The organism is Nocardia sp. NPDC055002, from assembly GCF_053608825.1.
In genome coordinates this window covers 812,923-836,023 of sequence record NZ_JBSGWE010000004.1, presented here as the reverse complement: position 1 = coordinate 836,023, position 23,101 = coordinate 812,923, and the positions used below count along the sequence as shown (strand labels likewise).

At 67.7% G+C, this 23,101-nt stretch carries 26 protein-coding genes; 12 read left to right on the top strand and 14 right to left on the bottom strand.

What is annotated here, in order from left to right:
- Positions 1 to 29: 29 nt before the first annotated feature.
- The gene (locus ACWF99_RS20640) at positions 30 to 1,709 is read right to left on the bottom strand and encodes an NTF2-like N-terminal transpeptidase domain-containing protein (protein WP_378653829.1); all 1,680 of its coding nucleotides are present in this window, start codon (positions 1,707 to 1,709) and stop codon (positions 30 to 32) included.
- Between the two features lie 396 nt (positions 1,710 to 2,105).
- On the opposite strand from ACWF99_RS20640, the gene ACWF99_RS20635 reads away from it, so the two are divergent.
- Positions 2,106 to 2,666 (top strand): hypothetical protein, encoded by a 561-nt coding sequence (locus ACWF99_RS20635; protein ID WP_378635010.1) that lies wholly within the window; start codon positions 2,106 to 2,108, stop codon positions 2,664 to 2,666.
- A gap of 15 nt (positions 2,667 to 2,681) precedes the next feature.
- On the top strand, positions 2,682 to 3,131 hold the full coding sequence (gene aroQ / locus ACWF99_RS20630; protein ID WP_378635007.1) for a type II 3-dehydroquinate dehydratase: 450 nt from the start codon (positions 2,682 to 2,684) through the stop codon (positions 3,129 to 3,131).
- Here aroQ and ACWF99_RS20625 read toward each other — a convergent pair.
- From ACWF99_RS20625 to ACWF99_RS20615, 3 genes are all read right to left on the bottom strand, one after another.
- Entirely contained in the window at positions 3,128 to 3,574 is a 447-nt protein-coding gene (locus ACWF99_RS20625) for a nitroreductase/quinone reductase family protein (protein ID WP_378635005.1), read from the bottom strand. The two genes, aroQ and ACWF99_RS20625, sit on opposite strands and share 4 nt — an antisense overlap.
- A 123-nt stretch (positions 3,575 to 3,697) precedes the next feature.
- A complete protein-coding gene (locus ACWF99_RS20620; RefSeq protein ID WP_452537118.1) occupies positions 3,698 to 4,540 on the bottom strand; it encodes an NAD(P)-dependent oxidoreductase in 843 nt (280 codons plus the stop codon).
- A complete protein-coding gene (locus ACWF99_RS20615) occupies positions 4,540 to 5,421 on the bottom strand; it encodes an NAD(P)-dependent oxidoreductase (RefSeq protein ID WP_378653820.1) in 882 nt (293 codons plus the stop codon). Before ACWF99_RS20615 ends, ACWF99_RS20620 begins: the two co-directional genes overlap by 1 nt.
- Positions 5,422 to 5,597: 176 nt before the next feature.
- On the opposite strand from ACWF99_RS20615, the gene ACWF99_RS20610 reads away from it, so the two are divergent.
- Positions 5,598 to 5,942 carry a winged helix-turn-helix transcriptional regulator gene (locus tag ACWF99_RS20610; RefSeq protein WP_378635278.1) on the top strand — a complete coding sequence of 115 codons (345 nt, stop codon included), beginning with the start codon at positions 5,598 to 5,600 and terminating at the stop codon, positions 5,940 to 5,942.
- 3 nt (positions 5,943 to 5,945) lie between these two features.
- Here the strand turns inward: ACWF99_RS20610 and ACWF99_RS20605 are convergent, their stop codons facing one another.
- The gene (locus ACWF99_RS20605) at positions 5,946 to 7,082 is read right to left on the bottom strand and encodes a glycerate kinase (RefSeq protein ID WP_378653817.1); all 1,137 of its coding nucleotides are present in this window, start codon (positions 7,080 to 7,082) and stop codon (positions 5,946 to 5,948) included.
- Positions 7,083 to 7,240: 158 nt separating this feature from the next.
- On the opposite strand from ACWF99_RS20605, the gene ACWF99_RS20600 reads away from it, so the two are divergent.
- Positions 7,241 to 7,552 (top strand): GNAT family N-acetyltransferase, encoded by a 312-nt coding sequence (locus tag ACWF99_RS20600; protein ID WP_378634994.1) that lies wholly within the window; start codon positions 7,241 to 7,243, stop codon positions 7,550 to 7,552.
- Here ACWF99_RS20600 and ACWF99_RS20595 read toward each other — a convergent pair.
- On the bottom strand, positions 7,546 to 8,304 hold the full coding sequence (locus tag ACWF99_RS20595; protein ID WP_378634992.1) for a lysophospholipid acyltransferase family protein: 759 nt from the start codon (positions 8,302 to 8,304) through the stop codon (positions 7,546 to 7,548). The genes ACWF99_RS20600 and ACWF99_RS20595 overlap by 7 nt on opposite strands.
- A gap of 105 nt (positions 8,305 to 8,409) precedes the next feature.
- On the opposite strand from ACWF99_RS20595, the gene ACWF99_RS20590 reads away from it, so the two are divergent.
- The 3 genes from ACWF99_RS20590 (at position 8,410) to ACWF99_RS20580 (ending at position 10,320) form a co-directional block, all read left to right on the top strand.
- Complete coding sequence (locus tag ACWF99_RS20590; RefSeq protein WP_378634989.1) at positions 8,410 to 9,048, top strand: YqgE/AlgH family protein; 639 nt, start codon at positions 8,410 to 8,412, stop codon at positions 9,046 to 9,048.
- Positions 9,049 to 9,115: 67 nt separating this feature from the next.
- Complete coding sequence (locus ACWF99_RS20585) at positions 9,116 to 9,625, top strand: sigma-70 family RNA polymerase sigma factor (RefSeq protein ID WP_067455024.1); 510 nt, start codon at positions 9,116 to 9,118, stop codon at positions 9,623 to 9,625.
- Positions 9,622 to 10,320 (top strand): anti-sigma factor family protein, encoded by a 699-nt coding sequence (locus ACWF99_RS20580; protein WP_378634987.1) that lies wholly within the window; start codon positions 9,622 to 9,624, stop codon positions 10,318 to 10,320. The genes ACWF99_RS20585 and ACWF99_RS20580 overlap by 4 nt, the downstream gene beginning before the upstream one ends.
- A 52-nt stretch (positions 10,321 to 10,372) precedes the next feature.
- Here the strand turns inward: ACWF99_RS20580 and ACWF99_RS20575 are convergent, their stop codons facing one another.
- The 3 genes from ACWF99_RS20575 to ACWF99_RS20565 all read right to left on the bottom strand — a co-directional run bounded on the left by ACWF99_RS20575 (position 10,373) and on the right by ACWF99_RS20565 (position 12,845).
- A complete protein-coding gene (locus tag ACWF99_RS20575; RefSeq protein ID WP_452537117.1) occupies positions 10,373 to 11,167 on the bottom strand; it encodes an ABC transporter permease in 795 nt (264 codons plus the stop codon).
- Positions 11,164 to 12,198: an ATP-binding cassette domain-containing protein gene (locus ACWF99_RS20570; protein ID WP_452537176.1), complete on the bottom strand. Its 1,035-nt coding sequence runs from the start codon at positions 12,196 to 12,198 to the stop codon at positions 11,164 to 11,166. Before ACWF99_RS20570 ends, ACWF99_RS20575 begins: the two co-directional genes overlap by 4 nt.
- Positions 12,199 to 12,317: 119 nt before the next feature.
- Positions 12,318 to 12,845: an EXLDI protein gene (locus ACWF99_RS20565; protein WP_378634981.1), complete on the bottom strand. Its 528-nt coding sequence runs from the start codon at positions 12,843 to 12,845 to the stop codon at positions 12,318 to 12,320.
- Between the two features lie 140 nt (positions 12,846 to 12,985).
- Here ACWF99_RS20565 and ACWF99_RS20560 point away from each other — a divergent pair, with 140 nt between their 5' ends.
- From ACWF99_RS20560 to ACWF99_RS20545, 4 genes are read left to right on the top strand one after another with little or no spacing between them, the layout of a single operon-like run.
- On the top strand, positions 12,986 to 14,698 hold the full coding sequence (locus ACWF99_RS20560) for a thiamine pyrophosphate-binding protein (RefSeq protein WP_452537116.1): 1,713 nt from the start codon (positions 12,986 to 12,988) through the stop codon (positions 14,696 to 14,698).
- Positions 14,695 to 15,354 (top strand): SRPBCC family protein, encoded by a 660-nt coding sequence (locus ACWF99_RS20555; RefSeq protein WP_378634976.1) that lies wholly within the window; start codon positions 14,695 to 14,697, stop codon positions 15,352 to 15,354. Before ACWF99_RS20560 ends, ACWF99_RS20555 begins: the two co-directional genes overlap by 4 nt.
- Before the next feature lie 2 nt (positions 15,355 to 15,356).
- Positions 15,357 to 16,370, top strand: a complete 1,014-nt coding sequence (locus ACWF99_RS20550; protein ID WP_452537175.1) for a 3-oxoacyl-ACP synthase III family protein — start codon at positions 15,357 to 15,359, stop codon at positions 16,368 to 16,370.
- Positions 16,367 to 17,395: an aminotransferase class I/II-fold pyridoxal phosphate-dependent enzyme gene (locus ACWF99_RS20545; RefSeq protein ID WP_452537115.1), complete on the top strand. Its 1,029-nt coding sequence runs from the start codon at positions 16,367 to 16,369 to the stop codon at positions 17,393 to 17,395. Before ACWF99_RS20550 ends, ACWF99_RS20545 begins: the two co-directional genes overlap by 4 nt.
- A 122-nt stretch (positions 17,396 to 17,517) precedes the next feature.
- Here the strand turns inward: ACWF99_RS20545 and ACWF99_RS20540 are convergent, their stop codons facing one another.
- From ACWF99_RS20540 to ACWF99_RS20520, 5 genes are all read right to left on the bottom strand, one after another.
- Complete coding sequence (locus tag ACWF99_RS20540) at positions 17,518 to 17,868, bottom strand: hypothetical protein (RefSeq protein WP_378634970.1); 351 nt, start codon at positions 17,866 to 17,868, stop codon at positions 17,518 to 17,520.
- 112 nt (positions 17,869 to 17,980) lie between these two features.
- Positions 17,981 to 18,250: a hypothetical protein gene (locus ACWF99_RS20535; protein ID WP_378634967.1), complete on the bottom strand. Its 270-nt coding sequence runs from the start codon at positions 18,248 to 18,250 to the stop codon at positions 17,981 to 17,983.
- A 495-nt stretch (positions 18,251 to 18,745) separates the two neighbouring features.
- Positions 18,746 to 19,006: a hypothetical protein gene (locus ACWF99_RS20530; protein WP_452537114.1), complete on the bottom strand. Its 261-nt coding sequence runs from the start codon at positions 19,004 to 19,006 to the stop codon at positions 18,746 to 18,748.
- A gap of 209 nt (positions 19,007 to 19,215) precedes the next feature.
- Complete coding sequence (locus tag ACWF99_RS20525) at positions 19,216 to 19,512, bottom strand: hypothetical protein (protein WP_452537113.1); 297 nt, start codon at positions 19,510 to 19,512, stop codon at positions 19,216 to 19,218.
- A gap of 96 nt (positions 19,513 to 19,608) precedes the next feature.
- The gene (locus tag ACWF99_RS20520; RefSeq protein ID WP_452537112.1) at positions 19,609 to 20,016 is read right to left on the bottom strand and encodes an SdpI family protein; all 408 of its coding nucleotides are present in this window, start codon (positions 20,014 to 20,016) and stop codon (positions 19,609 to 19,611) included.
- Positions 20,017 to 20,208: 192 nt separating this feature from the next.
- Between ACWF99_RS20520 and leuS the strand changes: the two genes are divergently transcribed.
- Entirely contained in the window at positions 20,209 to 23,049 is a 2,841-nt protein-coding gene (gene leuS, locus ACWF99_RS20515) for a leucine--tRNA ligase (protein ID WP_452537111.1), read from the top strand.
- Positions 23,050 to 23,101 lie beyond the last annotated feature (52 nt).

Genomic DNA, 23,101 nt, shown 5'->3' with positions numbered 1-23,101 from the left:
ATAGCCACTGAGCAGTGATAACCCTCGCTCTACGGCTCCGGCGTCGCCAGCGATTTCAGCAGCACGGCCGCGAGTCGTGAAGTGGCGTCGCCACTGTCGACATCGGCGATGTGCACCGCGAAGACCAGGTCGCCCATCGTCGCCAGCAGCCAACCGTCGGCGCCGCCCGTCGCGGCGAAGGCGGTGATATCGCGGAATCCGCGCAGCGCAGCGGTTTCGGGCTTGCCGATGCCCTCGTTCATCATTCCGCGCAGCCGGTCGACCGCGGGCTGGGGCAGCGCGGGAACCGGGGTATCGGTGGTACCCGGCTTGCCCGCCTCGATCATCGGCGGCACCACCGACCCACGCGCAATGGCCGCCGCGGCGATCGCCATCCCGAAGGGGCTCACCTGCACCGCATCGGCGCCCGCACCCTGACGCACCTGCTCGGTGCTGCGGCCGGGCGTGCTGATCCGCCCGGTCACCTCGTCGAGCCCGGCCACCTTGAAGTCGACGCCGACGCCGAGCGCGGTGGCCGCCTCGGCCGCCTCCTGCACGGTGACGTCCTGCGGCGGCTTGTTCTTGGTCGCCGCGGCCACGGTGCGGAACAGCTCCATCGTGCCGCCCGCCGGGAACAGTCCGGTGAAGGCGATCGGCCCCTTCTCCGTCGCGTACGAGTTCTGCGCCACCGCGACAACCGCGCCGGTCGAGGGCTGAATGGCCACGACCGTCGCCGCGGTCCCCGCGCTCACCACGGCGTCTTCGGCGGCGCGCTGGAGTCGCTGATCCATCGTCGCGGCGATATCCGGCCCGGCCGGTCCCTGGTATCCGGCCACCTGGTTGACGAACCTGCCGTCGGCCTCGAAGATCTGCACACCCCAGCCCGCGGTGGCCTCGAGGCTGTCCTGCCATACCTCGCGCAGCGCGTCGAGCATCGGCGAACGGGTGCGCCGGTCGGCCGAGATCAGTTTGGGCTGCTTCTCCATCACCACACCCGGCACCTTGGCCATCCGTGGTTCCAGGATCGCGAAATCCCCGTCGCGCAGGTTCACCGCGACGATCGGCTTGCCCTGCGAGCCTGCCAGTTGCTGCATCAGCGACGGCCCGGTGATCAGGGGCGCGACCGGCTCGATGGCGTCGGCGAGCGCGTTGGTGGTGCCGACGAGGTCGCCGGTACGGCTCGGGTCGATCTTGATGACGTTGAGCGTCTGCTCGGTCATCAGCGTTTCGCCGGGCAGGTCGACAACCTTGGGCGGCGGCTTCGCGGTGGTACGCACGAGCTTGACGGTGCGGTTGTTCGTCAGCTGCGGCATGACCACCGCGGGCTCCCAGGAGATCCGCCAGCCGATGGCGAGCTTGCGAACGGTGCCCTGCAGTGTGTAGGTCCAGTCCTTCTTCTCGCCGAAGTTCCAGGCCACTTCCATGCTGAAGATCGCGGACTGCTTGTCGAGGTCGATGACCTGCGACGCCTCGTAGTCGACAGTGCCCGATTGCAGGCCCTCGAACATTTGCTTCATGGTTGCCGAAGCGGCGGCGGGGTACGAGGTCAGGTCGGCGGCTTTGCCGTAGTCCTGATCGTCGAGGTACTCGGTGAACCGCTGGACCACCGTCTCCGACTCGCTCGTCTTCCCACCCACTCCGCACGAGCACAGCGCGATGGCGAGGGTCGCAACCCCCGCGATCGCCATTGCGCCCCGGACGCGAAAGCGGCGGGATCCCCACACATCCATATCGCCCACTCTTCACTCTTGCCACTCCGGTAACAAATCCACCGTACCGGAAGTTGACCCGTCTCCAATGCCCCGGTCAGCCGGGATACTCCCCGACCTCGACACCTCGATTGTGCCGGAAATCTCGCCCTGATGAGGGTCCGTTTTCCAACCTCGCCCAGTAAGCGGCAACAACTGCTGCGTCAACCGTACCGACAGCCGCGCCAGGTGGTGCGGATCTCGCATTTGTCCGGCGATTCAACGCGAGGGTACCCAGGCCGTCTCCGTCCACACGCACGGCATCGCCTTTACCGAGTCGATACGCACCGGTTCACGCAGAGCGGAATTCACCGCGCTGATATCGGCGTAATCTTGTAATCAACGCAACGTGCGCAAGACAGATAGCAGGTGATTTCCATGCGGAACGATCGACGCGAGCGCGGATTCGGCCGACCCGGCGGTTGGCAGCAAGCCGACCTTCCCGATCCCGCCGACGCCCCCGACTGGTTCGCCGGACGATTGCCCGCCGACTGGTTCACCGGGCCGGTGGACATCGAGATCGACCGCGACGAGATCGTCGTGGTCGGCGAACTGCCCGTCCCCGGCGACGCGAGCACCCCGGCGGCCACGAAAGAAGGCGCGCTGGCCCGCTTCCGCGAGTCGACCCGCCCGGCCCGCATGCAGATCGCCGACGAGGCCCAGCGGCGTTACGGCCGCAGTGTCGCCTGGGGCGTGCGAGTAGACGGCGAACGGATCCTGTTCACCCACTTGGCGGTCCCCGTGATGACCCGTCTGCGTCAGCCCGAACGCCAGGTCCTCGACACCCTGATCGACGCGGGCGTCGCCCGCTCCCGCGCCGACGCCCTGGCCTGGACGGTCAAACTCGCGGGCAAACACGCCGAAACCTGGCTGGCCGAACTCCGCGAAGCCATGCGCAAGGTCGACGACCTGCGCTCGGAGGGCCCCACCGGCTTGTGACTTACAGTGGCCTGCATGGGAGATTCCGTGCAGGCCACCGGTCCGATCCTCGTCATCAACGGACCGAACCTGAACATGCTGGGCACCCGTCAGCCCGAGATCTACGGCGCCGACACCCTCGACGATGTCGTCGCGCTGTGCGAGCAGACCGCCGCCCGATTCGAGCGCAAGGTCATCGCGTTCCAGTCCAATCACGAAGGCGCGCTGATCGACCGGATCCACCAGGCCCGCGGCGAGGTGTCGGCCATCGTCATCAACCCCGGCGGCCTCACCCATACGTCGGTGGCGCTGCGCGACGCCCTGGTGATCCCGGAGGTGCCGATCGTCGAGGTGCACATCAGCAATGTGCACGCGCGCGAGGAGTTCCGGCACCATTCGTTCGTCTCCCCGATCGCGACCGCGGTCATCGCCGGCCTCGGCATCCAGGGCTATGCCGCCGCGATCGAATACCTGAGCAAGCCCTAGCTGAGGCGGAAGACGGGGAAACCCGGTGCGATAGCGATCAATTCGGCATCGGTCGCGTCTTTGGTGAGACCCTCGAAGAACTTGCCGACCTCCCAGCCCCACTTCTCCAGGTACAGCCGGAGCAGCGGCACCTTGTCGGCGTCGGCGACCTCGGTGGCGGTGAACCGTTCGGTCTTACGGCCGAGGCGTAGTTCGCCGTCGCCCGCCACGCGCAGATTGCGCACCCATTGGACGTGCCCACGCGGCGCGACCAGGTAGCGCTCGCCGTCGGCGGCCGTCATCACGTTGACCATGGTGGTGCGCCATTCCCCGCTCTTGCGGCCGCGCACCGCCAGCAGCCGCGACCCCATGATGCTGATTCCCAGTTTGGGCAGCAGGTTGGCGATCTTGTTGACGATCGGGTCGATACCGGTCGGGGGGAGGTGGCGGGTCGCGTTGTCCATGTCGATCACTCCTGAACTGTGAGCACTGCTCTCTGTTGAGTACAAGCATGCGCGATCCGCGCGCCCAAGTCAAGAGCAGTGCTCACAGTTTCCGAAAAGTCCGATTTCAGCGAATCGAGAGTTTCATCCGCGAAATACCTGGAACGTCGATTCGGGCGTACCGGCAGCTCGCTCCCAATATGACGAAACCGATTCGGCCAGAACGGTGTCCACGCCGACCTCGGCACCGGTCGCCACCACATGTCGCGCGCCGGCCGCCATCATTCGCAGGTACGCCGGATCGGGCGGACCCCCGTCCTCGGCGATTCCCGCCCACGCGGCGTACAGCTCGCCGACACTGCCCAGTGACCGCTGGGCGTAGGGCATGAACCGGGCTATCGCGGAACCGGACCGGTCGATGATCGCCAGCGCCTGCTCGTAGCCGAGCAGCAGAGGCAGGAACAGAGCGAGCATCGCCTGGTAGAAGACCTGGGCCGCGCCGTCATCGGCACCCAGATATTCCATGGCCGCCAAGGGCCGCAACAACTCTCGTTGTGCTTCGAATACCGCCGGTCGGCCGCTGTAGAAGATGTACGCCGCAGGCCCGGCCAGCTCGTGCGGCTGAGCCATCACCCCACCGACGAGAAATTCGCCACCGCGAGCCCGGACGAACGCCGCCCCCTGCCGAGTCCGCTGCGGCGAATCCGAGGACAGGTTGACCACAACCTTGCCGGTCAGATCGGCGCCGCCGAGAATCTCGTCCATCGCGTCGTAGTGGGTCAGGCTGAGCACGATGAGCTCCGCCGCCGCCACCGCGTCGGCGACCGTCTCGGCGCGATGGGCACCCAGACCGTCGGCCTTGCCGGGGGTGCGGTTCCAGACCGTCACCGTGAAACCCGCGGCGCGGTAGGTGCGCACGATCTGCTGCCCCATCGGGCCGAGGCCGATGACGGTGACCGCCTCGGCCGCTCGGCCGGAAGCCGACATCAGGACGCCTCGCCGCGGAACAACGCGTACGGCGAGATCTGCCTGCCTGTCGCCTCGGACGCGGCGACGGCCTTGCGCCAGAACGACTGGGCGAGGTGGGACAGGCTCGCGTCGACGCCTGCCTCTTCGCTGGCGTCGATGATGTGCTGAGCGCCCGCGTCCATCATCTTCAGGTGCGAGAGCTCCGCGAAGCCGCCCGCCTTGTTCGCCTCGGCGAACTGTTCGATGAAGAACGGGTAGGCGCCGGCGGAGCGGACGGCGAACGGTACGAACTGGTCGATGCTGTGGCCGGAGTTCGCGATCATCGCCGACGCCTGGTCGAACGCCAGCAACCACGGGTGGAAGGTGATCAGCAGGGCCTGGTAGAAGATCTGGGCCAAGCCGTCGTCGGCACCCAGGTATTCCTGCGGGCTGAGCGGGCGCAGCAGCTCGGCGTGCGCGTCGAAGACCGCCTTCGGGCCGCTGTAGAAGATGTAGGACGAGGGATGGACGATGTTGTCGCCCGCCGACATCACGCCGCCGGAGAGGAATTCGGCGCCCCGCTCACGAACCCACCGCGCGCCCGCTCGCGCCTTGTCCGGTGAATCGGAGGACAGGTTGGCGATCACCTTGCCGGGCAGGTGGTCGATCGCCTGACCGAGCACGTCGTACATGGCGTCGTAATGGGTGAGGCTGAGCACGGAGACCTCGTTGGCATCGAGCGCCTCGGCGACGGTGCCTGCGCGCTTGGCACCCAGCGCCACCATGGCATCGACCTTGGCGGTGCTGCGATTCCACACCGTCACCTCGACGCCTGCCTCGAGGAAAGCCCTGACCATGGCCTGGCCCATCGGGCCGAGGCCGAGAACGGAAACGGAACGGGGAGCGGTCTGCTCGGACATGGTGTGGCCCTTCGATTCTCGATACTGGTTGGTTCGGCGCCGCTTTCCATGGTGGTCGGCGCGAGTATCGTCGGGAAGACCGAACGTTCGGGTGTGGTTGCTTACCCAGAGGTTCGAAATACGGTCAGAAGGGTGTGGCGACGTTGAGCAGTGACGCAGATCACGATGTGTGCGGTATGAGCCTGGCCATCGACGTCGTCGGCGGTAAATGGAAGCTGCACCTGATGTGGGTGCTCGGCGCCGGGCCGCAGCGATTCGGTCAGATCCGGCGGCTGCTCGAGGGTGTGAGCGAGAAGGTGCTCGCCGAGAACCTGCGGCACCTGGAGAGCACCGGCGTGGTGCACCGCGAGATCTATCCCGAGATCCCGCCGCGGGTGGAGTACTCGCTCACCCCGCTGGGCGAAGCCCTTCGCCTCGCGCTGGAACCGCTCGAGACCTGGGGCGATGAGAATCGCGAGGCGCTGGCCACCGCTACCCGGCCGACTGCCCCGCAGCCCTCGCCCTCCCGGATCGCGCTGTAACCGTCAGCGCATCCGGCACAGGTGCTCCATGGCGATCCGCTCGCCGATGCGTTCGAGCAGGTCGGCCGCCGCGATGATCGAGCGCGCGGGATCGGGCTCGAGGTCGCTGAGCGGATAACACGCGGCGAATCCCGCGGCTCGAATCTCCCCGGACGACAACAGGGTTCGCCCTACCGCCGCGATCACCGGCACGCCCGCCTTCTTCGCCGCCGCCGCGACCCCGACCGGCGCCTTCCCGTGCATGCTCTGGTGATCCAGTGAGCCCTCACCGGTGACGACCAGCCTGGCCCCGTCGATGAGGGCCGGGAATTCCAGCAGCTCGAGCAGTACATCGATCCCGCTGCGCACCTGCGCACCCAGCACCGCGAGCGCCCCGAACCCGGTGCCGCCCGCCGCGCCCGCGCCACCGATCTCGGCGTAGCCCCTGCCCAGCACGGCCGCCCAGTTGGTAAGCCCCGCTTCGAGTTTCAGCATCTGCCGAGCAGTGGCACCCTTCTGTGGCGCGTACACCGCTACCGCACCAGCCGGCCCGAGCAACGGATTGTCCACATCGCAGGCCAGCGTGAACAGCGTCGTCGCGACCGCCGGATGCAGCCCACCTCGATCCACCGAGGCGACCTGCTCGAGCAACGCGGCCACGTCCCCGCGGCCCGCCAGTTCCCGCCCCTCCTGATCGAGCAACCGCAATCCGAGCGCCCGCAACAACCCCGACCCACCGTCCGTCGAAGCGCTTCCGCCGAGCCCGAGCACGATCTCCCGCGCGCCGCCGTCGAGCGCGTGCACGATGGCAACACCCAACCCGAATGTATCGGCCCGCAGCGGATCCAGCCGCCCACCGGGCAACTTCACCAGCCCCACGGCAGCCGCCAGCTCCACCACCGCAGTATCCCCCCGCACCGCGTACACCGCCGTCGATTGCTCCCCCGTCGGCCCGGGCGCGGCGACCTCCACCCGCTTCCACCCCGACGCCACGAAAGCGTCGACCATCCCGTCACCACCGTCGGCCACCGGCACACACCGCACCTGCGCCTTCGGCGCACGCCGAGCGATTCCCCTGGCCAGAGCCCTGGCCACCTCCGGCGCGGTCAACGACCCCTTGAACTTGTCGGGAGCGAGCACGACAAGCGGTTCGCCGGCCATCTGTTCCGCCTCTCCGTGTATTCATAGTGTCGTTTCCGAGCTCGACCGTTCGCTCTCTGCCTTTCATCAGGCGCGCGACGGCTCGGAGGTGGTCGGGGAGTGACCCATGTTCTCATTTGCTCAGTGGGTTGTCCTCCCGAACACGGTAGCGTCGACCTATGGCGACCGAGGTCCGCAACAACACCGCGCTCGAGCGGTTCGAACTCACCGCCGACGGTCAACCCGCCGGCTACATCGAATACCAGGACACCGGGGACGAACGCGCCCTCGTGCACACCGAGATCTACCCCCGATTCGAAGGCCGAGGACTGGCGAACACCCTGGTCAAAGCCGCGCTGGACACCAGCAGAGACCAAGGTTTCAGCGTCCTGCCGATGTGCCCGGTCGTCCTGCATTTCATCACCACCCGCCCCGACTACATCGCCTACGTCCCGCAACGAGCCAGAGAGTTGTTCGGTCTACCTCAGTAGCGCGCGACGGCCCCGTCGACAGCCAGTTGCAGCTCGTCTTTGACCAGCCTGGCGATGTCGGCGGGCCGCTGCGGCAACTCGAGAATCGGCGCCCGGAAGTAGGCGCTCCCCGACACCACCTCCGCCGCGGTCGGCTCGACACCGGCCGCATAGGAGCCGTAGTTCATCCCCATGGCGACCAGCGCGGGCGCGGCGTCCAGTTTGGCCGCCCGGAACGCGATATGCCCGATTCCGCTGCCGACCGCCTGCACCTTGGTGTGATCTACCTCATTGCACGTCCCCTCGGGGAAGATCGCGAGGTGATCACCGGCGGCCAACCGCTGCGCGCACACATCCATCATCCGCTGACCTGCGGCATTGACCGCGCGAATGCCGTGGTCCTTGCCGCGGAACACCGGGATCCCGCCCATCATGTCCACCTTGCGCCGCTGCTCGGGGTCGAGGAAGAGCTCGTCCTTCGCCAGCACCCGCACCCGCCCGATCTTCGAGCGCAGCGGTGAGCGCCACGCCGTCGCCGCGACCGTGTACGGATCGCTGGTCGAGAGGTGGTTGATCGCGTAGATCACCGGCCGACCGCTGCGGATCAGCGCCTTCAACTGCTGTTTCGCGCCCTCGGCGAACGTCACGCGCGGCCGGAACCGCCGGGCCAGCACCGCGTACGAGGCAAGCGCCTTCCACCTGTTCTGCTGATGCCGCAGGTAGTAGTCGTACACAGCGTCGTTGTCGTCGAGCAGGACTTCGGGCGAGTGCATAGCGCGACCCTACCGGGCGATCGCGGGGTCCACGCACGAAGAAATTCCGGTTCCGATCCGCTGCGCGGGAAGCGCGCACCGCCGCTCCAATGCGATGATGGCTCGGTGGCAGGCGGAGACGACCCGGACGAGCGCCGGACTCGCGACGGGCACGGCGACGATCGGCGGCGCGGTCAGCCGGCGGTGAACGTCCGCGCGGGCAATCTGCTGGTGTCCGCGACAGACCTGGTGGAACCTACTTTCCGGCGCACCGTCGTGTATGTGATCGAGCACAACGACGCGGGCAGCCTCGGCGTGGTGCTGAACCGGCCGAGTGAGACCCCGGTCGTGGATGTGCTGCCCGCCTGGGCGGACCTGGCCGCCACCCCGACCGATCTCTACATCGGCGGACCGGTCAAACGCGATGCGGCGCTGTGCCTGGGGGTGCTGCGCGCCGGCGTCGACATCTCCGACATCCGCGGCTTGCGCCGGGTCGACGGCCGGGTGGTGCTGGTCGATCTGGACGCCGACCCCGCCGAGATCGGACCGCTTCTCGAGAAGATCCGGATCTTCGCCGGCTACGCGGGCTGGTCGATGGGCCAGCTCGACGGCGAACTCGACAACGACGATTGGATCGTGGTCTCGGCGCTGCCGTCGGATCCGATCGCCACCGACCGCCACGACCTGTGGTCCGCGGTCTTGCGCCGTCAGCCGTTGCCGCTGGCCCTGCTGGCGACACACCCGATTGAACTCGAACGCAACTGATCCCGTTACTCCTTCACACGAGCAGGAGTGACATATGAATTTCGACGAGCAGTGACCAGGGCCGCCGATGAACGATGGTCGCGACGAACTGATGCGCGCGCTCTACGCCGAGCACGCACCCGCGCTGTGGCGTTTCACCCTCGGCCTGGTACGCGATCCCGGCCGGGCCGAGGACATCGTGCAGGAGACTCTGCTGCGCGCCTGGCAACGCCCGGCCGTGCTGGAGCAGACCGAAACCTCACCGCGCGCATGGTTGTTCACCGTGGCACGTAATCTCGCGGTCGACGAGCATCGCAGTGCCAGGCACCGCCGCGAGTTCGGCACCGACAACCCACCGGAGCAGGTGAGCCCCGATCAATCGGATCGGGCGCTCGACGGCTGGCTGGTCGCCGACGCGCTGAGCACGCTGAGCCCGGATCATCGCGAGGTGATCGTGCGGGCCTACTATCGCGGCCTCGGCATGGCCCAGATCGCCGACGAGCTGGGCATCCCGCCGGGGACGGTGAAATCGCGCTTGCACTACGGCATGCGCGCCATGCGACTGGCGCTACAGGAGATGGGGGTGACGAACCGATGACCGACCTCGCCGACGAGTACAGCACCTGGGACGCGGCCTATGTCCTCGGTTCGCTCGGCGCCGCCGAGCGGCGTGAATACGAGGCGCATCTGCTCGGCTGCGCGCACTGCCAGCAGGCCGTCGCCGAGCTGTCCGGGATGCCGGGCATGCTCGCCCTGGTCGACCGCGACACCGCACTGTCGATGATCGCCTCGCCCGAGCCGGTTCCGTCACAGATCCCCGATCTGCTCCCGTCGCTGGCCGCGGCGGCCGAACGGCGCAGGCGGCGGCGACGCTGGACGGGCGTCGGCAGCGCGGTGGCGGCCGCCGCGGCAGCGGTGGCGATCGCGATTCCGGTGACCGTCACCGTGGCGCGCTCGGAGACGCCGACCGAGCAGATCGTCGCGGAGCAGCAGATGCGGGCGGTGGAGCAGACGCCGGTGAGCGCGCAGGTGAAGCTGGTGCGCGACGGCGACCGCACGCGCCTGGTGATGACCTGCAGCTACGCGCCGAGCGCCTACGGCTCCGGCTACACCCGCACCTACGGGCTCGTGGTGACCGCGGGTGAGCAGCGCTTCGAACTCGACCAGTGGCCCGCGGGTCCCGGCACCGAGCTGACGGTGGATCGCACCATCGACGCCCCGCCGGATTCGATCAGCACAGTGGAGATCACGTCCATCGATTCCGGCCGGACGGTCCTGGTCGCCCAGGTCTGAACGCGAAACGGTCCGGTCTCCGCGGGGGAGACCGGACCGTGTGCGCGACAGGCTACTTCGCTTGCTTGCGGAAGATCGACTTCGACCACAGGAAGCCGCCGCCCGCGATGACCGCGCACCAGACCAGCGAGACCCAGCCGTTGGCGCCGATCTCGGTACCCATCAGCAGTCCGCGCAGCGTCTCGGTGATCGGGGTGAAGGGCTGGTATTCGGCGAACTGACGCATGCCGACCGGCATGGTGTCGGTAGCGACCAGGCCACTGCCGAGGAAGGGCAGCAGCACGATGGGAAACGGTGCGTTGCTGGCACTTTCGGGGGTGGGCGAGAGCAGGCCGAGCGCGATGGCGAGCCAGGTGAAGGCGAAGGTCACCAGGGCGAGCAGCCCGAACGCGCCGACCCACTCCACGACGTTCGCGTTGGGCCGGAAGCCGACCAGCATCGCGACGGCGGTCATCGCGACAACGCCCGCCATCGCCTGGATGAGCGCGCCGAGCACATGCCCGGTGAGCACCGACGACTGCGAGATCGCCATCACCCGAAAGCGATTCACGATGCCCTTGCTCGCGTCGGTGGCGATCGAGACCGCTACCGACACCGTCAGGTAGGCGGGCAACAGCAGCATCATGCCGGGCGCCAGATAGTCGATATAGCTGCCGCCCGAGGACTTCTCGAGTGCTCCGCCGAAGACGTACTTGAACACCAGCATCAGCACGATCGGCATGATGATGATGCTGAACGTCATGCTGGGATAGCGCTTGACGTGAATCATGTTGCGCCGCAGCATCGTCATGGTGTCGGCGACGGCGTAGGACTTGGACTTGGACTTGGACTTGGTCTGAGTGGTCATCGCAGAGTCTCCTGCTCGATGGTGGCGCGGCTGTTGACAATGGGCATGCTCGGGCGGCCTGCGTGGTCACGCTCCGCTTCCGCCTCCGGCCGCTGACCGCTCATGCCGGTGAGGGTGAGGAAGACGTCGTCGAGGTTGGGGGTGTGCACGGAAATGCCGCCCGCTTCGATGTTCTCGGCATCCAGGAGGTCGAGGACGGCACGCAGTGATCGCACGCCGCCGTCGCTGGGCACGGCGAGGGTCAGCCCGTCGGTGCCCTCGACCACCTTCGCCGTCGAGCCGAACGCGCGCTGAGCTGCGTCGACATCGGGCTGATCGGTGAAATCGATGCGGATATGGCCGCCGGGGATCAGGCGCTTCAGTTCTGCCGCAGTGCCTTCCGCGACGATCCGGCCGTTGTCGAGCACCGCGATGCGATCGGCCAGCTGGTCGGCCTCCTCGAGGTACTGCGTGGTGAGGAAGACAGTGACGCCGAGATCGTCGACCAGGCCGCGGATGATCTCCCAGATGGAGCGGCGGCTGCGCGGATCGAGGCCGGTGGTCGGTTCGTCGAGGAAGATCACCCGCGGATTGCCGACCAGCGTCATCGCCAGATCGAGCCTGCGGGTCATGCCGCCGGAGTAGGTGCTCGCGGGCTTGTCGGCTGCCTCGACCAGGTCGAACCGTGCCAGCAATTCGTCGGCCAGAACGCGGGTTTCGCGGCGCGGCAGATGGTTGAGGTCCCCCATCATGTGCAGGTTCTCCCGACCGGTCAGTAGCTCGTCGACCGCGGCGAACTGCCCGGTGACGCCGATCAGCTCACGCACCCCGCCCCGGTCGGTCGCCACATCGTGGCCGCCCACGGTGCATTCGCCGCCGTCGGCGGCGATCAGTGTGGTGAGGATCTGCACGGTGGTGGTCTTGCCCGCGCCGTTGGGGCCGAGCAACGAGAACACGGTGCCCTCGGCGACGGTGATGTCGATGCCGTCGAGAACTGTTTTGTCGCCGTAGGCCTTGTGGAGACCGCGTGCGGTGATGGCCGAGTTGACCATGGTCGTCCCTTTCCAGAGGATTGCATTCATTGCTGCGAATATGTGCATGAGTTATCGACACAGCCCCCAGGGGCTGCGGTCGGTGTGTGCGGTGTGTGGTTGTTCGTCCGAGGACGGAGCTAGATGTCGAGTTCCTCGATCTGCGGGTGCGCGGTGATGTCCTCGACCTTGCGATAGAGCTTGTCGGGCACGCGATCCTTCAGGTCCTTCAGGTCGTCGAGGATCTCGTACTCGTAGTCACCCCAGTCCCACGCCCGATCGCCGATGCCGAACATGCGGCGCCAGTATTTCCAGTCCTTCATGTCGCCCGCGGCGTCCCCGGTCGGGTATTCCGACCACAGCGCCGAGTGCGTGTGGAGCACGAGCTTGCCCTTGCGGCTGCGGTAGACCTGCTGGTGCAGCACCCGCTTGTCGCCGACCTCGCGCCATTCACCCAGCAGCACGCCCTGGAAGCGCACCTGCCGGACACCGTCGCGACCCACCTGCAGGACGACCTCCTCGAAGCCGGCCTCACGACCTTCCTCCAGTTCGATGAGCCTGCGCAGCGCGCTGACCACGGTGCTGGAGAGGTTTCCGCCGACGAGCTCCTGCGCCCGCTGGAACACGGGGAGATCGTCGTCGGCTACGTAGATCGTCTTGTTGGGCATGAACCCACTATACGTATATGTGTACGTACACACAAGGGGTGGTTTTCACCCACCCTCTGAACTCCCCCTTGGCGCGCCTCGTAACCCCATCAGACGCGGTGCACAACGGCGTCACATTTCGTCGCGGAGAAGGAGTGCCGATGCCGGACAGAGTGGTGGACTACCTGGTACGAACGGTAGCCGACCGGGGAATCACCCAGATCTTCGGCGTCGACGGCGCCAATATCGAGGACCTCTACGACGCGATCTTCGATGCGGGGGGCGCACCGGCCGGGATCGTCGCCAAGCACGAGTTCTCCGCGGCGACCATGGCCGACGGGTATGCGCGCAGCACCGGCGGGCTGGGTGTCGTGGCCGCCACGTCCGGCGGTGGTGCGGTGAATCTCGTTGCCGGACTCGCCGAATCGTTCACGTCACGGGTTCCGGTGCTGGCGCTGATCGGACAGCCGCCGACCAGCCTGGAAGGTCTCGGCGCGTTCCAGGATTCGAGCGGCTTGTCCGAATCCATCGACGCGGCAGCGTTGTTCGCGACGATCAGCAAGTACTGCGCTCGGGTGACCGATCCGCTCGAGCTGCCCGCACAGCTCGCCGCGGCGATCACCGCCGCGGAGAGTGGTGGGCCTGCGGTGCTGTTGATCCCGAAAGATGTTCAGCAGCAACTGATGCCGGAGGCCGTCGTCGCTCAACAGTTCGACACCGTCGCGGCCCCCTCCGACGGAGTACGGCTGGATCGCGCCTCCCCGGAAGCGACTTCCCCACACACCATCGCCACCGAACTCACCAACGCCCGGCGCACCGGGAAGGTGGTGATCATCGCCGGTGATCAGGTCGCCCGCGACGATGCCCGCGCTGAGCTCGCCGAACTGGTGGCCACGCTCGACGCCGCCATCGGCGTGGCCCCCGACGCCAAGGACGTGTACTCCAACACCGGCCCCGGCTACTGCGGTGTCGCGGGCAGCATGGGTCATGCCGAGCTGGCCGAAGCCCTGTCGGCCGCGAGCGCCTGCCTACTCGTCGGCACCCGCCTGCCGGTCACTGCCCGCGCCGGGCTCGACGCGGCCCTGGCCGACCTGCCGGTGCTCAGCATCGGCGCGCACGCTCCCTACCTCGCGGCGACCTACGCCACCAGCGCGGATCTCGCGGAAACCATCGCCACGCTGCTGGCCGAGATCGGGGCGGGGGCCACAACAAGTCAGCGTTCCGCCGAGCTCACGCCGATGCCCGTTCCCGCGGCGGCGGGACCCGGCCTGCGCTATCGCACCGTCATCGAGGCGATTCAGCGCGCGCTGCCCGATGGCGCCGACATTTTCGCCGACGCGGGTAACACCGGCGCCTCGGTGGTGCATTACCTACGGGTACCCGAGCGCGGACGTTTCACGGTCGCACTCGGGATGGGCGGAATGGGTTACGCGTTCGGTGCGGGTATCGGATCCGCGTTCGCCCGCCGCGCCGCGCCCGACGGCCCGCATCGCACCGTCGTCATCGCCGGCGACGGCGCGTTCTTCATGCACGGCATGGAAATCCACACCGCGATCGAACACGACCTGCCCATCACCTTCGTGGTGTTCAACAACAACGCGCACGCCATGTGCGTCACCCGTGAACAGCTCTACTACCGGGATCGCTACAGCTTCAACCGTTTTCAACCGTCACACCTGGGAGCGGGCATCGCCGCCATGTTCCCCGGGCTGCCCGCCCGCACCGTCTCCGACGCCCCCCGATTGTCCGGCGCACTGGACCTCAGCTTCGCCGCCACCGGGCCGTCGTTCCTCGAAATCCTCTGCGACCCCGACGAAGTCCCGCCGTTCCTCCCCTTTCTGTCAGCCCTCGAATCATCCAGGAGCACCCCGTGACCATCAGCGCCCTGCCGGCCCTGTCCGACATCCCCGAGGAGGTGGTGCCCGGCGTCATCCGCATCGAGAACTCCGACCGGGAGACCACAACGCCGATCATCATGGACATGCTGCGGTCGGTGTATCCGCACGACCAGATCTTCGGCGACTACTGCCCCGTGCAGACCTACATCGCGGCCCCACCGCGCGAGGTCTACGAATACCTCGCCGACACCCGCTCGCTCGAGGAATGGACCTACAGCCTGCGCGGATTCACCGAAACCGAGGAGCCCGGCCTGTGGCTGTCCTACGACCGTCTCGGTGACGCGACCAAGTGTTTCACCCGCACCGTCGCCCATCCCGACGCGATGACCGTCGACTATCACTGCGCGTGGGACCAGTCCGAGCACCTCTGGATGATCTACCTGATGCGGGTGGTCGACGCCCAGGTGGTGTTCAACAAGCCCGGCTCGGTGGTGACGTGGATCAACTGCAAGCACCCCTTCTACGACGAGAACGGCTACCCCGAAACCGCGCCGCCGAAGCGCCCCGTCTGGGTGGGCGACTTCTGGGAGATGTTCTCCGCCGGACACCAGCTCGAGCTGGACAACCTCAAAGCCATTTGTGAATACCGCGCGGCCAACGGGCTGCCGATCAAGCCGGAGTGGATGCAGTGAACATGCCGCAGGTGAGTCTGGTCGACGTCGCGAGCTATCTGCCCGGCGACCCCGTCCCGACCGACTACTTCACCCAGTTCTCCCGCTCGGAGCGGATGGCGAAGAACGTGATGTTCCGATCGCCGACCGGCCGTCATCACATCGGCCGCGACGAGACCGCCGTGGACATGGCCGAGCAGGCGTTCGCCGTCCTGCGTGAACGCCACGGCGCCGACCTCGCGTCCGAGATCGACATCATCATCACCCACACCCAGCTGCCCGACAATCCCGTGCTCGGCGCGGGCCCCGAACTGGCTCGCCGGCTGGGCGCTCGTCCGGCGCAGGTACTCGACGTGCACAACAGCGGGTGCGCCGCGTTCGTCCAGATGATGGCGATAGCCCGGATGATGATGGCCACCAGCGAGGCGAAGACCGCGCTGATCGTCGCCGCGCAGAACTGTGCGGGCCCGGTGTTCACCCAGCCCGATATCCGGAAACTGGCGCAGGCGCCGGTGCCGGGCGACGGGTGCGGAATCGGCCTGCTGCGCAAGGATGATTCGGGACCGATCCTCGATATCGAAACCCGCACCTATCCCGAATTCGCCGGTGACATGGACTTCTCCACGAACGGTCCGCGCAAGTACTGGGAGCCGGGCGAGGGTCAGGGCTGTGTGACCTTCTCCGAATCCAAGATCACCAAGGTGTTCGCGCGTGGCAACCGGCTGGTGCCGGAGGTGGCGCTGGAGGTCTGCAAGCGGATCGGGGTGAAGAGCAGCGATATCGACACCTTCGTCACCAATCAGCCGAACCGGCTGTTCCTGCGCAACTGGCACGACGCGCTGGAGCTGCCCGCCGAACGTCATCCCGATACCTTCGACCAGTGCGGAAACCTGTTCGCTGCGGGCATTCCCGTCACTCTCGATGCGGAGAACCGTGCAGGCCGATTGTGCAACGGGTCGGTGGTTCTCCTGTCGGCATTCGCGCACGCGGGTGATTTCGCCGGTGCCGCGGCTATTCGCTGGGGCGCCGCGCGATGACTGTGCGGCTGGTGGAACCGACGATCCCCTCCCGTCGGTTCCACACCACGGCGACACCCACGCTGTTCGACCTCGGTCTCAGCGAGAACCCCTTTCCCCCACTGCCCTCCGTGCTGACGGCGGTGACTGCCGCCCTCACCCAGGCCAACCGGTATCCGGAGTTCCTGCCGGAGGAACTGCCGCGGGTGATCGCCGATCACCTCGGGGTCTCGCCCGACGACGTGGTGGTCGGCGCGGGGGCCACCGGTGTCGCCCTGCAGGTGATGCGGACGCTCGGCGCCGGTGAACTAGTCACCGGCACACCCACTTTCGACGGCTACCCGATCATGGCCGAGATGGCCGGGATGACCCTTGTCCCGATCCCCCTCGATTCCGGCGGCAATCAGGACCTGACTGCCATGCGCCGCTCGGTGAACCGGCGCACCTGCCTGGTCGTGCTGTGCCGCCCGCACAATCCCACCGGCACCGTCCTCGACGCGGCGGCGGTGCGCTCCTTCCTCGCCGCGATCCCGCACCGCGTACCGGTGCTCCTCGACGAGGCCTATGTCGAATTCCTCGATCCGGCGGACCGTCTCGATATCCACAGCCTGCTGCACCGTCACCCGAATCTGTTGATCCTGCGCACCTTCTCGAAGGCGTACGGACTGGCCGGGCTGCGGATCGGCTACTGCGTGGGCCGCGGAAAACTGATCGAACGAATCCGCCACCAGCAGTTGCCCTTCGGCACACCCACCGCGTCCGTCGCCGCGGTGCGTGCCGCCTACGCGGCGGGCACGGAACTGCGCGACCGGGTCGAGCGCATCAACCTCGAACGCGACAGCCTGCGAATCACTCTGCGTGCCTGCGGAATCGACGTACCGCCCAGTCACGCGAACTTCCTCTACCTACCCGGACCCGGCGTGGCCACCGCCCTGCGCCGCGCCGGTATCAAAGCGAAGGCCTACCCGGACGGTAGCGCGCGCATCACGGTCGGCGACCCCGCAGCAGGGCACGCCGTCCACGCTGCCCTCGTCGACCTGCGGTAGCCCCTTCGGCAACGGAACCCGACCCGGCCACCGGCCGGGTCACCACGACCGGGACCCGGCCACCGGCCGGGTCACCACGACCGGGACCCGGCCCCCTCCGCCAGGTCCCGGTCATCCGTGGTTCAGCACCCGCCCCCGCCGCCGCAACCGCCCCCGCCGCCGCACCCACTGCCGCCACCGCAGCTCCCCCCGCTGCCACCGTCACCGCTGCCACCGTCACCGGTCCCGGCGAACCCGGCACCGGCGCTTCCCGCGGCAAGCCATCCCGACCTGCGCGCAGCACCGCCCGCACCCCGCTTCGGCCGCAGCACGATCCGGGTGACGCCCATGATGAAGAACACCAGCGAGCCGAACAGGATCGCCGCCGTGAACATCCATCCGTACGCCGCGGAGATCAGCCCGACAACCAGCAGCACCAGCGCCCCGGCCATGTATTCCCTGCTCCCCCGCAGGTCAGAACGCGTAGCGGCCATCGGAAACCTCCTGCGAATGTCGAACGCGTGGTGCGATCGGGTATGTCTGGACCGACCGTAATCGCTGGTCCTTGCAATTCGCTTTCAGCCGGCCCGACGCGGCGACCAGTCCTCAGTCCCCGCCGCCGCCACCGAAACCGCCGCCGTAGGTTTCGTTCAGCGAGTCCGCGTCGTCGATCCCGCGTCGACCGGCCTTGCCGCCGGTGTCGATCCGCAGACGCTGGTATTTCGACCGCAGGCGGCGCGAATTCCGGAAACTCAGCACACCACCGATCGTCAGCAGTGTCACCGCGAAGCCGAGCAGGCCGAGGCCGATCAGCAGCGAATGGCTGGTGGCGATCAGCCCGACCAGAGCTACCAGAATTCCCGCACCGTAGATCATGAAGATTGTCCGTTCAGATGTCAGCAGCTACTGCTGCCGCCGCCGCAACTACTGCTACTTCCCCCACCGCAGCTGCTGCTACCGCCGCCGCAACTGCTGCCGCTGCTGGATCCGGAGTCGCTGCTCGCCGACCAGGCACTGCCGCTGGACCAGCTGCTGTCAGTGGAGCTCCAGCCACTCGAGCCCGAGCGCCTTGCCCGCTGGTGCGTGCGTGCCCGCTGGTGCGTGCGTGCCCGCTGTAAGTTCGCGGCCCGCTGCGCGCGCCTGGTCCTGTCGGCCGGGGTATCGGTCGCCCGAATGATCATCCCGATGATCATCACCGGACCTCCGATGAGCACAACGAGAAATACCGCGACTACGACGATCGCGAGCAGTGTGGCGATCACATCGATGAAGTTCATGGGGACCCCCTACCTGGACCGGTGTGTCGAGACCGACCGTAACCGCGCGCACTTGCAATCCCCTTGCGGCCGACTAGCGGTGAGAACCGCCCGGTCAGCAGCCCCCGTCGCCAGCACCCCTCGACGACGCCGACCCTCGCCGGCTCTTCGCCTGCCGCGCCTGCCCCGACGACGCACGCCGACGCGCCCGGCGAACCGCGGCCGCGTCCCGTTCGTTTCTGGCTTCCGGTGTGGCACCGAGCATGACGAGCCCGAACAGCACCAGCACGATCGTGGTCGCCAGCAGCACTGCTCCGATTCCGCCGCCGAGCAACAGCCCGACGACAGCGACGATGAACGCCACGACAAAGACCATGGTTCCTCCCCCGAGATGAGCGTCGCCGCATTACGTCGACACCGAATTGCCTGAATGATCTGCCCGATGGCCTTCCGCCGATGATTGTCGGAGTGTTCGGCGTGGTGGGAATCGTGACCGTGCCGGTCATGGCCATCCGAGGCCGACCATAACCGCGCGTTCTTGCAATCCCCTTGTGGCTCAACCACTGCCGAGGATGCGCTCAGCGATCACTCGCCGCCGCCACCCCCACAGCCGCCACCGCCGCAGCCACCACTACAGCCGCCGCCACCGTGCCCACCGCTGCCGCTGTTTCCGCCACCGCCGCCGTGTGACTGCCCGCCACCGTCACCGAACCAGCTGACCCCGCCCGCGGACGAGCCCGCGGCCCACCACCGCTTCGACTTCCGCGAACCCCCGGGATCGCGAAAGGCGAGAACGCCCCCGACCACGACAGCGACCGCCCCGATGACGATCAGCACGACCCCCGCGATCACCGAATAGCCGGTAGCGATCGCCCCGATCAACGCAAGAACAAGCCCAGCCCCGACAACCTTCACAATTCCCCCCGATCAAGGTCCTGCTCCCGTTGTACCGGAACGCAGGACCCTGCCGCTAGAGGGTTAGTTGGCGGGGGCGCAGGTGTCGCGGAGCGAGCAGCCGCCGCAGGAGGAGCCGCAGCCGCCGACGGGGGCGGGCGGGAGGAGCGGCTCTACTGTGCGGGCGGCGGCGTTGGCGCCTGCGCCGAGGGTGAAGACGGCGATGACGGCGACGAGGGCGGCTACGCCGACGCTCGCGAGACCACCGGCGACCAGCACGACCAGTCCGCCGGCGAACAGCAGGGCGCCCGCGCCGACGGAGGTGGGGGCGGCGATGCGGTTGGCGATGCGGAAATTGTCGTCACTGTGCAGCGCGGCTTCCGTGGTGACACCGAGGAAGCGGTTGCGGGGCAGTTTGCCGAGCAGTCCGAGCACGCCGGTCACAATCGCGACCGCGGCCAGCGCGAACAACAGGAGAGCGACGACGACCATTCATGCAGGCTAGCGCACCCGTAAAGGCCCGAAATCAGGGCTCCCCGCCGAGCGTGACCGGCCACACACCGCCCGTGCGTGCCGTCGTGGCCGCGCGGCATGTTCTCGGCCCTTGGGAAATCGCCTCGCGTCCACGTTCTACGCTGTTAGACGATGTTTACCGGGGATCGGCGAGAACAAGAAGGCAGGACCGTGCAGGACACTCGTGCAACCGAGACTGACGTACCTCAGCACCGGTACAACGCCGAGCTGGCTGGGCGGATCGAACGCCGCTGGCAGCAGAACTGGACCGAGCGCGGCACCTTCAACGCGCCCAACCCGGTCGGGCCGCTCGCCGGGGAGACGCCGCCCGACAAGCTGTTCATCCAGGACATGTTCCCGTTCCCCTCGGGCGCGGGCCTGCACGTCGGCCACCCGCTGGGCTATATCGCCACCGACGTCTTCGGCCGCTACCACCGCATGCGTGGGCGCAACGTGCTGCACGCGCTCGGCTACGACGCCTTCGGCCTGCCCGCCGAGCAGTACGCGGTGCAGACCGGCGCGCACCCGCGGGTGACCACCGAAGCCAACATCGCGACCATGCAGCGTCAGCTGGACCGGCTGGGCCTCGGCCACGACCCGCGGCGTTCGTTCGCCACCACCGACCCCGAGTACTACCGGTGGACGCAGTGGATCTTCCTGCGCATCTACAACGCCTGGTACGACCAGGAAGCCGGTCGGGCCCGGCCGATCGCGGAGCTGGAAGAGCAGTTCGCCACCGGCGCGCGTCCGGTTCCCGACGGCGACTGGAACACCATGCCGGCCGCTGAGCGCGGTGCGCTGATCGACTCGTATCGCCTGGTGTACCAATCGGATTCGATCGTCAATTGGTGCCCGGGACTCGGCACCGTGCTGTCGAACGAAGAGGTCACCACCGACGGGCGCAGCGAGCGCGGGAACTTCCCCGTGTTCCGTAAGCGCATGTGGCAGTGGATGATGCGCATCACCGCCTACTCCGACCGCCTGGTCGACGACCTGGACACCCTGGACTGGCCCGACAATGTGAAGTCCATGCAGCGCAACTGGATCGGGCGCTCGCGTGGTGCCCAGGTGCGGTTCGACGCGGACGGCGAGACCATCGAGGTGTTCACCACCCGTCCCGACACCCTGTTCGGCGCGACGTATGTGGTGCTGGCCCCCGAGCACGAGCTGGTCGACAAGCTGACCGCCGCCGCCTGGCCCGCCGATACGGATGCCCGCTGGACCAACGACAGCGCCACCCCCGCGGAAGCTGTTGCCGCATACCGCAAGTCGATCGCGGCGAAGTCGGATCTGGAACGTCAGGAGAACAAGGAGAAGACCGGCGTCTTCCTCGGCTCCTACGCCACCAACCCGGCCGACGGCTCGCAGGTGCCGATCTTCATCGCCGACTACGTGCTGAGCGGCTACGGCACCGGCGCCATCATGGCGGTGCCCGGCCACGACAGCCGCGACTGGGATTTCGCGACCGCGCTGAACCTGCCGATCATCGAGGTGATCGACGGCGGGAACGTGGCCGAAGCGGTCCACTCGGGCGAGGGCAAGCTGGTGAATTCCGGCTTCCTGAACGGGCTTTCGGTCGACGAGGCCAAGGCAACGATGATCGGTCACCTCGAAGCCGAGGGTCACGGCACCGGCACCGTCCAGTACAAGCTGCGCGACTGGCTGTTCGCGCGTCAGCGGTACTGGGGCGAGCCGTTCCCGATCGTCTACGACGCCGACGGCGTGGCCCACGCGCTGCCGGAATCCATGCTGCCCGTGGAACTTCCGGAGATGGAAGACTTCGCGCCGGTCACCTTCGACGCCGACGACGCCGGCTCCGAGCCATCCCCGCCGCTGGCCAAGGCCACCGACTGGGTGAACGTGGAGCTGGATCTGGGCGACGGACCCAAGCAGTACCGCCGCGACACCAACGTCATGCCCAACTGGGCCGGATCGTCGTGGTACCAGCTGCGCTACGCCGACCCGACCAACGCCGAGACGTTCTGCGCCGAGGAGAACGAGAAGTACTGGCTGGGCCCGCGCACGGCCGAGCACGGCCCGAACGACCCGGGCGGTGTCGACCTGTACGTCGGCGGTGTGGAGCACGCGGTGCTGCACCTGCTGTACGCGCGGTTCTGGCAGAAAGTGCTCTTCGACCTGGGCGATGTGTCGGGCAGCGAGCCCTACCGCCGCCTGTACAACCAGGGTTACGTGCAGGGTTACGCGTACACCGACGAGCGTGGCGCGTACGTGCCCGCCGCCGAGGTCGTCGAACGTGACGCGAAGTTCTTCTGGACCGCCGCCGACGGCGTCGAGATCGAGGTCTCCCAGGAGTACGGCAAGATCGGCAAGTCGCTGAAGAACGCCATCTCGCCCGACGAGATGTGCGACCTCTACGGCGCCGACACCTTCCGCTTCTACGAGATGTCGATGGGTCCGCTGGACACCTCACGTCCGTGGGCGACCAAGGACGTCGTCGGCGCGCACCGCTTCCTGCAGCGCGTCTGGCGCCTGGTGGTCGACGAGGAAACCGGCACGGTGAAGGCCACCGACACCGCCCCGTCGGACGAGACCCTGCGCCTGGTGCACCGCACCATCGCCGGCGTCGACGAGGATCTGGCCGCGCTGCGCGACAACACCGCGGGCGCCAAGCTGATCGAGCTGACCAACCACCTCACCAAGAACTACCCCACCGGCGCCCCCCGCGCCGCCGTGGAACCGCTGGTGCTGATGCTCGCTCCGCTGGCTCCGCACATCGCCGAGGAACTGTGGGAACGCCTGGGCCACACCACCTCCCTGGCCCACGGTCCCTTCCCTGCCGCCGACCCCGCACTGCTGGTGGCGGACTCGGTGGAATACCCGATCCAGGTGAAGGGCAAGGTCCGCAGCCGAATCCAGGTCCCCGCCGACGCCGACCCGGCGTCGATCGAGGCCGCCGCCCTGGCCGACGAGAAGGTCATCGCCCTGCTCGACGGTCAGGCGCCCCGCAAGATCATCGTGGTGCCGGGGAAGATGGTCAACATCGTGCCGTAGCCGCCTCCCCGGGTCTTTTGGCCAGACCCGGGTACGGGGAGAGTTGGGTACG

Bases quoted from the DNA above. Each gene is read 5' to 3' on its own strand.
- ACWF99_RS20530 (WP_452537114.1), bottom strand. From the start codon at position 19,006: ATGGTCTTTGTCGTGGCGTTCATCGTCGCTGTCGTCGGGCTGTTGCTC.
- ACWF99_RS20535 (WP_378634967.1), bottom strand. From the start codon at position 18,250: ATGATCTACGGTGCGGGAATTCTGGTAGCTCTGGTCGGGCTGATCGCC.
- ACWF99_RS20570 (WP_452537176.1), bottom strand. From the start codon at position 12,198: ATGGTCAACTCGGCCATCACCGCACGCGGTCTCCACAAGGCCTACGGC.
- ACWF99_RS20615 (WP_378653820.1), bottom strand. From the start codon at position 5,421: ATGTCCGAGCAGACCGCTCCCCGTTCCGTTTCCGTTCTCGGCCTCGGC.
- aroQ (WP_378635007.1), top strand. From the start codon at position 2,682: ATGGGAGATTCCGTGCAGGCCACCGGTCCGATCCTCGTCATCAACGGA.
- ACWF99_RS20520 (WP_452537112.1), bottom strand. From the start codon at position 20,016: ATGGTCGTCGTCGCTCTCCTGTTGTTCGCGCTGGCCGCGGTCGCGATT.
- ACWF99_RS20565 (WP_378634981.1), bottom strand. From the start codon at position 12,845: ATGCCCAACAAGACGATCTACGTAGCCGACGACGATCTCCCCGTGTTC.
- ACWF99_RS20540 (WP_378634970.1), bottom strand. From the start codon at position 17,868: ATGGCCGCTACGCGTTCTGACCTGCGGGGGAGCAGGGAATACATGGCC.
- ACWF99_RS20610 (WP_378635278.1), top strand. From the start codon at position 5,598: ATGAGCCTGGCCATCGACGTCGTCGGCGGTAAATGGAAGCTGCACCTG.
- ACWF99_RS20550 (WP_452537175.1), top strand. From the start codon at position 15,357: ATGCCGCAGGTGAGTCTGGTCGACGTCGCGAGCTATCTGCCCGGCGAC.
- ACWF99_RS20605 (WP_378653817.1), bottom strand. From the start codon at position 7,082: ATGGCCGGCGAACCGCTTGTCGTGCTCGCTCCCGACAAGTTCAAGGGG.
- ACWF99_RS20625 (WP_378635005.1), bottom strand. From the start codon at position 3,574: ATGGACAACGCGACCCGCCACCTCCCCCCGACCGGTATCGACCCGATC.
- ACWF99_RS20575 (WP_452537117.1), bottom strand. From the start codon at position 11,167: ATGACCACTCAGACCAAGTCCAAGTCCAAGTCCAAGTCCTACGCCGTC.
- ACWF99_RS20585 (WP_067455024.1), top strand. From the start codon at position 9,116: ATGAACGATGGTCGCGACGAACTGATGCGCGCGCTCTACGCCGAGCAC.
- ACWF99_RS20640 (WP_378653829.1), bottom strand. From the start codon at position 1,709: ATGGATGTGTGGGGATCCCGCCGCTTTCGCGTCCGGGGCGCAATGGCG.
- ACWF99_RS20560 (WP_452537116.1), top strand. From the start codon at position 12,986: ATGCCGGACAGAGTGGTGGACTACCTGGTACGAACGGTAGCCGACCGG.
- ACWF99_RS20595 (WP_378634992.1), bottom strand. From the start codon at position 8,304: ATGCACTCGCCCGAAGTCCTGCTCGACGACAACGACGCTGTGTACGAC.
- ACWF99_RS20600 (WP_378634994.1), top strand. From the start codon at position 7,241: ATGGCGACCGAGGTCCGCAACAACACCGCGCTCGAGCGGTTCGAACTC.
- ACWF99_RS20580 (WP_378634987.1), top strand. From the start codon at position 9,622: ATGACCGACCTCGCCGACGAGTACAGCACCTGGGACGCGGCCTATGTC.
- ACWF99_RS20620 (WP_452537118.1), bottom strand. From the start codon at position 4,540: ATGTCGGCTTCCGGCCGAGCGGCCGAGGCGGTCACCGTCATCGGCCTC.
- ACWF99_RS20545 (WP_452537115.1), top strand. From the start codon at position 16,367: ATGACTGTGCGGCTGGTGGAACCGACGATCCCCTCCCGTCGGTTCCAC.
- ACWF99_RS20635 (WP_378635010.1), top strand. From the start codon at position 2,106: ATGCGGAACGATCGACGCGAGCGCGGATTCGGCCGACCCGGCGGTTGG.